Genomic DNA, 255 nt, shown 5'->3' on the forward strand with positions numbered 1-255 from the left:
ACTCAAAGGAATTGACGGGGGCCCGCACAAGCGGTGGAGTATGTGGTTTAATTCGATGCAACGCGAAGAACCTTACCTGGCCTTGACATGTCGCGAACTTTCCAGAGATGGATTGGTGCCTTCGGGAACGCGAACACAGGTGCTGCATGGCTGTCGTCAGCTCGTGTCGTGAGATGTTGGGTTAAGTCCCGCAACGAGCGCAACCCTTGTCCTTAGTTGCCAGCACGTAATGGTGGGAACTCTAAGGAGACCGCC

The 255-nt window shown here is 54.9% G+C and carries 1 rRNA gene; it reads left to right on the forward strand.

What is annotated here, in order from left to right:
- Positions 1-255: ribosomal RNA gene (locus QMX80_RS19325) — 16S ribosomal RNA — on the forward strand; the annotation flags it as partial.

It is taken from the genome of Stenotrophomonas sp. PS02297, from assembly GCF_029959705.1.
Taxonomy (GTDB): domain Bacteria; phylum Pseudomonadota; class Gammaproteobacteria; order Xanthomonadales; family Xanthomonadaceae; genus Stenotrophomonas; species Stenotrophomonas nitritireducens.